The organism is Sphaerisporangium sp. NPDC049002, assembly GCF_040649355.1.
GTDB lineage: Bacteria > Actinomycetota > Actinomycetes > Streptosporangiales > Streptosporangiaceae > Sphaerisporangium.
Map to the genome: position 1 here is coordinate 1 of NZ_JBEZFH010000284.1, position 7,493 is coordinate 7,493.

Sequence of the window (7,493 nt, forward strand, 5' to 3'; positions counted from 1 at the left end):
GCGCTCATCGACAACGAACTCTGACCTATGACTCTCGTTACTGGAAAGGCTCGACCGATGGGGACCGAGGACAAACTCCGCGACTACCTCAAGCGCGTGACCGTCGAACTGACCCAGACGCGCCGCCGCCTCGCAGAGGCGGAGGACCGAGGCCACGAGCCCATCGCCATCATCGGCATGGCCTGCCGCTACCCGGGCGGCGGCGACACCGTGGAAGGCTTCTGGGACCTGCTGCGCGAGGGCAGGAACGCGGTCAGCGAGGTGCCGTCGTCACGGTGGAACATCGACGACTACTACGACCCCGACCCGCGCTCCCCCGGCGGTGTGTACACCCGGTACGGCACCTTCCTGCCCGACGTCACCGGCTGGGACGCGGAGTTCTTCGGCATCTCGCCGAGGGAGGCCCTGCGGATGGACCCGCAGCAGCGCCTGCTGATGGAGCTGGCCTGGGAGGGGCTGGAGAACGCCGGCACCTCGCCGTCGCGGCTGGCCGGAAGCCGTACGGGCGTGATGGTCGGCTTCATGGACAGCCTCCAGTACGGCCGACTCCAGCTAGAACGCCAGGGCGGGGACGCGCTCGCCGACCCGTACCTCGGCCAGGGGTCGGCGTACAGCGTCGCGGCCGGGCGCATCGCCTACCAGCTCAACCTGTGCGGCCCGACGCTCACGGTCGACACCGCGTGCTCCTCCTCGCTGATCGCGGTCCACCTGGCGGCCGAGGCCCTGCGGCGCGGCGAATGCGACCTCGCGATCGCGGCGGGCGCGTCCCTGACGCTCCACCCGACCAGCTTCATCCAGGCGTGCGCCGGGTCGATGCTGTGCGCGGACGGGAAGTGCAAGACCTTCGACGCGAGCGCCGACGGCTACGTCCTCGGCGAGGGCGGCGGCGTCGTGGTGCTGGAGCCGCTGTCCAAGGCGATCAGGAACGGCCACAGGATCCGGGCGGTGCTGCGCGGCTCGGCGGTCAACCAGGACGGCCGCAGCAACGGGCTCACCGCGCCGAACCGCGGCGCGCAGGTCGACGTGATCAGCAGGGCGCTCGCCGCCGCCCGGGTGACCGCCGACGACATCGACTATGTGGAGGCCCACGGCTCCGGCACCCACCTGGGCGACGCGATCGAGCTGTCCGCGCTGCACGACGTCTTCGGCGGACGTCCGCCCGAGCGCCCGCTGCGGGTCGGCGCCGTCAAGACCAACATCGGTCACACCCAGGCGGCGGCGGGGGTCGCCGGACTGATCAAGACGGTCCTGATCCTGGAGAACAAGCTGATCCCGCCGAACCTGCACCTGTCGGAGCCGGCGGCGGCGATACCGGAGGACGGAAGCGTCCAGCCGGTCACCAGCATGACGCGGCTCCCCGGCGACGGCGCGCCCCGCCTGGCGGGCGTCAGCTCGTTCGGCTGGTCGGGGACGAACGCGCACCTCGTGCTGGAGTCCGCGCCCTCTCCCGAGGAGCCGGCCGCCGCTCCCGGCGGGCCGGGCCTCTCCTCGGCGCGGGTGCTGACGGTGTCCGCGTCGAGCGGCTCCGCGCTGCGCGAGCACGCGGAACGCCTCGCGGCCCGGCTCACCGAGCGGCCCGAGCCGGCCCTGGCCGACGTCGCCCACACGCTGCGGGCCGGTCGCGCCGAGCACGACCACCGGCGCGCCCTGGTCTGCGCGGACCTCGCGGACGCCGTCCGGCTGCTCAGGCGTACGGCGCAGGACGGGGGCGTGTACCGGATGAAAGGGCACCCCCGCGTCGCGTTCCTGCTTCCCGGCGTCGGCGACCAGTACCTCGGACTCGGCAGGGAGCTGTACGACACCGAGCCGGTCTACGCCGGGGCGGTCGACCGGTGCATCGAGCTGGCCGGGGAGCGGGCCGGCGTGGACCTGCGGCCGGTGTTCTTCCCCGGCCTGGACGTCCCGGCACAGCGCCCCGCGCCCGGCGATCTCGCGGCGCTGCTGGGCCGCGACGGCGCGGGCCAGGACCAGGCCGACGACCCCCTGAGTCACGCCGTGATCGCGCACCCGCTCATGTTCACGGTGGAGTACGCCCTGGCGAAGCTCCTGGGGCACTGGGGCGTCGCGCCGGACATGCTGGTCGGTTACAGCCTGGGCGAGTACGTCGCCGCCTGCCTGGCCGGGGTCTTCTCCCTTGAGGACGCGCTGAACGTGGTGGTGGAGCGGGCCCACCTGATCAGCGCCGCCCCCGCGGGCAAGATGGTCGCGGTCGCCGCCGGTGAGGACCAGGTCCGCGCCGTGCTCGCGCGCGGCGGCACCGAGGTCGACATCGCGGCGCTCAACGGCCCGTCGATGACGGTGCTCAGCGGCGTCCCCTCGGAGATCGACGAGGTGACCGCCCTGCTGACCGGCGACGGCGTCGCCTGCCGCCCCCTGCGCTCCGCGCACGCCTTCCACTCGTCCCTGCTCCGGCCGGCGCGCGAGAAGCTGGCCGCGTTGCTCGAATCGGTGCCGCGGCACGCCCCGAAGACCACGATCGTGTCGAACCTCACCGGCGCGCCGCTGACCCCCGGGCAGGCGACGAGCGTCTCGTACTGGGCGGACCAGCTTGTCAGCCCGGTGCGCTTCGCCGACAGCGTGCGGCACTGCGTGGCCGGCGAAGTGGACGTGTTCGTCGAGCTGGGCGCCGGGCAGACGCTCGGCGGCCTCGTGCGGCAGAACATGACGAGCGGTCCCGGCGCGGCGGTGCTCGGCACCCTGCCCCCGCGCTGGACGACGGGTGAGCACAGGGACGCGCGCACCGAGCTGCTGGAGACGTGCGCGCGGCTGTGGGAGCTCGGCGTCGGGGTGAACTGGGAGCTCACCCGCTCCGGCGGAGCCCGGATCGTCAGCCTCCCGGCCTACCCCTTCCAGCGGACGCGGTTCTGGCCGGAGCCGCTGGACGCGGGCCAGGTCGCGACCTCGCCGAAGGGGTCGCGGCGGCCCGCCGACTTCTGCTTCGCCCCGGTCTGGCAGCAGGACGCCGCGCGCGGCGTGCCTCCCGTCGGCACCCCCCTGAGGCTCCCCGGTCCCCTGGTCGTGTTCACCGACCCCGGCGGCGTCGGCGAGACGCTGGCCGACCTGGCCGAAGCGGCAGGCACGCAGGTGGTGGAGGTGGTCGCCGGCACCGGGCTGCGACGCGAGGGCCGGCGCGTCGTCATCGACCCCGCGGTGCCCGGGCACTACGGCGAGGTCTTCGGCACGGTCGCGCAGGCGGGCGGGCCCGTACACGTCGTGCACCTCTGGAGCCGGCTCACCACCGCGAGGACGCCGGGGTACGCGGACGACGAGGAACTGCGTGACGCGGTCCGGCACGGCTTCGACAGCCTGCTGCTCGCGGTGCAGGCGTTCGACGAGCTGCCCGCGCGGCAGGGCGTCCGGCTGCTGACGGTGAGCCAGGGCGCCTCGGAGATCCTCGGCGGCGACGCCGTCGCCCCCTACCAGGCGGTCGCCCACGGGTTCGGCCGGGCGGTGCGCCACGAGTACACCGGCCTGACCTGGAACGGCGTCGACCTCGACCCGGAGGAGCCCGGCGACGGGCTGAAAGAGCGGGCGGCCGGCCAGATCGCTTTCGAGCTGCTCCGCGAGCCCGAGCCGGGCGAGGCGCTCGCCACCCACGACACGCTGGTGGGCTGGCGTCGTGGCCGTCGCTGGCAGCGGAGCTGGACGGAGGTCCCCGAAGCCGCAGGGCAGGCCGCGATCCCCTGGCGTGCCGACGGCGTCTACCTGATCACCGGCGGCGCCCGGGGGCTCGGCATGGCCCTGGCCAAGCACCTGCTCCGCGAGGGAGTGCGGCGGTTCGCCCTCGTCGGCCGTACCCCGCTGCCGCGCGACGTGCGGCCCGAGCCCGGCAGCCGCGCGGAGAGCAGCCTGCGCGACGTCGCCGAGCTGGAGGCGGCGGGCGCCGAGGTGCTCCTGCTCACCGCCGACGCCGGCGTGCCTGACCAGCTGAGGGACGTGCTGCGCCGCTGCCGGGACCACTTCGGCGCGCTGCACGGCGTGATCCACGCGGCAGGGGTGCCCGCCGGGGGGATGGCGCAGCGCAGGACCCCGGCCGAGGCCGGCGCGGTGCTCGCCCCGAAGGTGCTGGCGATGGGACCGCTGGCCGAGCTGGTAGGCCCACGGACGCCCGCCGATCAGCGGCCCGAGGTGCTGGTCCTGTACTCCTCCGCGGTGACGGCCTTCGGCGGCATCGGCGAGGCCGACTACTGCGCGGCCAACACCGTGCTCGACGCGTACGGCGACGCGCTGTCGGCGGCGGCCCCCTCGACCCGGGTCGTGTCGATCGCCTGGGGCCCCTGGCGGCACGACGACTGGCAGGCCGAGTCGCTCAAGGGAGCCGGCGGCCTCGCCGAACGGGTGCGGGCCTACCGCGAGAAGTACGGCTTCGCCGACGACGCGGGCTGCGTCTTCCTCGACCGCGTCGTGGCCGGCGGGCACGGCAGCGTCCTCGCCGTGCGCCAGCCGTTGCGCGAGGTGCTGCGCGACTGGTCCGCCATGGTCGACATCGACGCGCTGCTCGGCGCGGCCTCGGCCGTGCCCAGGGGCGAGCGGTTCCCCCGGCCGCAGCTGCGCACGGACTACGCTGCCCCGCGCACCGAGCCGGAGACCAAGATCGCCGAAGTGTGGGGGGCCTACCTGGGGATCGACCAGGTAGGCATCCACGACCCGTTCTTCGACCTCGGGGGCAACTCCCTGGTCGGCATGGCCATGGTGCTCGCCATCGAGAAGGAGCTCGGCGTGCCGATCGCGCCGGCCGTGCTCTTCGAACACCCGACCGTCGCGGAGTTCGCCGCGGCCCTGGAGGGTGCCGAGGGCGACGACGCCGCCGCGCGGCAAGCGCTCACCACCAGTTCGGCTCGGGGGCAGCGGCGGCGCCGTGCCCGTTCCGGCACGCGGAATGAGGACGGTAGACGTGACTGACGATATCGCCGGAGAGACCTCCGGCACCGACATCGCGATCGTCGGGATGTCGGGGAGGTTCCCCGGAGCATCCGGCGTCGGCGAGCTGTGGGCCAACATCAGGGCCGGGCTGTCGGGGATCACCCGGTTCACCGACGAGGAACTGCGGGCCGCCGGGGTTCCCGAGGAACTGCTCCAGGACCCGGCCTACGTGAAGGCCGGCGCGGTCATCGACGGCGTCGACCTCTTCGACGCGGGCTTCTTCGGGTTCAGCCCCAAGGAGGCCCAGATCCTCGACCCGCAGCAGCGGCTCTTCCTTGAGCACAGCTACGAGGCGCTGGAGGACGCCGGCTGCGACCCCACGCGATTCGACGGCGCCATCGGCGTCTTCGGCGGCGGCGCGTGGAGCTCCTACCTGCAGAACAACCTGGTGCCGAGCGGCATCAGCGCCGTCATGGGAGAGCTGGCCGTCGGACTGGCCAACGACAAGGACTCGCTCACCACCCGGGTCGCGCACACCCTCGGCCTGTCCGGCCCCAGCTACGGGGTGCAGAGCTACTGCTCGACGTCGCTCGTCGCGGTGTGCGCCGCCGCCACCAGCCTGGCCGGGTTCGAGTGCGACCTCGCGCTGGCCGGCGGCGTGGCGGTCGGCGTGCCGCAGAGGGTCGGCTACCTGTACCAGCAGGGCGGGATCGCGCCGCCGGACGGCGAGTGCCGGGCGTTCGACGCGGGCGGCCTCGGCAGCCCGCTCGGCAGCGGCGTCGGCGTCGTGGCCCTGCGCCGGCTGGAGGACGCGCTCGCCGACGGGGACCAGATCTACGCCGTCATCCGCGGCTGGGCGGTGAACAACGACGCGGGGAAGAAGGTCGGCTTCACCGCGCCCGGCGTCCAGGGCCAGGCCGCCGTCATGGCCGAGGCGCTCGCGAGCGCGGACCTCACGCCCGCCGACATCGACTACGTCGAGGCGCACGGCACCGGCACCGCGCTCGGCGACGCCGCCGAGCTGGCCGCACTCCAGCAGGTGTTCCGCGACGAGTCGTGCCTGATCGGTTCCGTCAAGACCAACGTCGGCCACCTCGACCGGGCGGCGGGGGTCACCAGCCTCATCAAGGCGGCGCTCGCCCTGCGCCACGACGAGATCCCGCCCACCCGCAACCTCGCCGAGCCGAACCCCCAGTTGCACGCGGGGGAGGCCCGCCTGGAGGTGGTCACCGGGCTCCGCACCTGGCCACGGGAGCCCGGACGGACCCGCAGGGCCGGGGTCAGCGCGTTCGGCATCGGCGGCACCAACGCCCACGTGGTGCTGGAAGAGGCGCCGATCGTCCCCCGGCCGGAGGCGACGCCGCGTCCCGAGCTGCTGGTGTGGTCGGCGAGGACCGCCGCCGCCGCGGACGCCATGACCGGACGGCTCGCCGCCCACCTCGCGGACGAGTCCAGCCCGAACCGCCTGTCCGACGTGGCGTACACCCTGCAGACCGGGCGGCGGCTCTTCGGGCACCGCCGGATGCTGGTGGCCTCCACCGCGGGTGAGGCCGCGGCCGGGATGCGGGACGCCGGGGTGCTGTCGCGCGCGGAGAGCCGCACGGACCGCCAGGTCGGGTTCCTGATCGCGGGCACCGGCGAGCAGTACCCGGGCATGGCCGCCGACCTGTACGGCACCGAGCCGGTGTTCCGGGCGGTGCTGGACGAGTGCCGCGCGGTGCTGCGCCGGCGGATGGGCGGGGTGGACCCGCTCGCCGAGATGCTGCGGCCGAGGCGGGCCGCGGGAGACGGCGGGCTCGGACGGCTGCTCGGCCGCGAGGCCGCTCTGGCCCACGACACGATGCCCACCGAGCTGCTCCACCCGGCCCTGTTCGCCGTCGAGTACGCGCTGGCGCGGCTCGTACGGTCGTGGGGCGTCGAGCCGTCGGTGGTGGCCGGGTACAGCCTCGGGGAGTACGTGGCGGCGTGCCTGGCCGGGGTGCTGTCGCCGGAGTCGGCGCTCGCGCTGGTCGCCCACCGCGCGAAGCTGATCGGCGCGCTGCCCGAGGGCGCGATGAGCGCCGTGCCGCTGGGCGCGGACGACCTGCGCGGCCGCCTCGAACGCGCGGGCGTCGCCGGGCTGGACGTGGCCGCCCTGAACGGCCCCGAGCTCACCGTGATCGCCGGGGAGCCGAAGGCCATGGAGGCGGCCAGGGCGTTCCTCGCGACCGAGGGCGTGCCGTGCCGGCCGCTGGCCACGGGCCACGCGTTCCACTCGCGCATGATGGAGCCGCTCCGGGACGAGCTGACCGACTGGATCGCCGCCAACATCACGCTCGAAGCGCCGCGCATCCCCTACATCTCCAACGTGACCGGTGCCCTGGCCACGGCCGGGCAGGTGACCGACCCCGGGTACTGGGCGGGGCACATGTGCGCCCCCGTGCGGTTCGACGCGGTGCTGAGCACGCTGCTGGAGCAGGGAGAGCTCGCGCTGCTGGAGATCGGCCCCGGCCAGTCGCTCGGCGCGATGGTGCGCGGCCACCGCGACTGCCCGCGCGACCGCTGGCCCCTCGTGGTCCCCGCGCTGCCCGCCGCGGCCGACCCCCGTCCGGCGGCGGGCGCGCTGGCCGAGGCGGTCGGACGGCTGTGGC

2 protein-coding genes are annotated in these 7,493 nt (G+C 74.6%); both read left to right on the plus strand.

Annotated elements, in window-relative coordinates; all coding sequences use genetic code 11:
- The first annotated feature begins 57 nt into the window (after positions 1-57).
- A complete protein-coding gene (locus AB0B89_RS33270) occupies positions 58-4,902 on the plus strand; it encodes an SDR family NAD(P)-dependent oxidoreductase (protein ID WP_358560698.1) in 4,845 nt (1,614 codons plus the stop codon).
- Positions 4,895-7,493 (plus strand): type I polyketide synthase (locus AB0B89_RS33275; protein ID WP_358560701.1); only part of this gene is annotated, 2,599 nt, incomplete at its 3' end. The genes AB0B89_RS33270 and AB0B89_RS33275, both read left to right, overlap by 8 nt.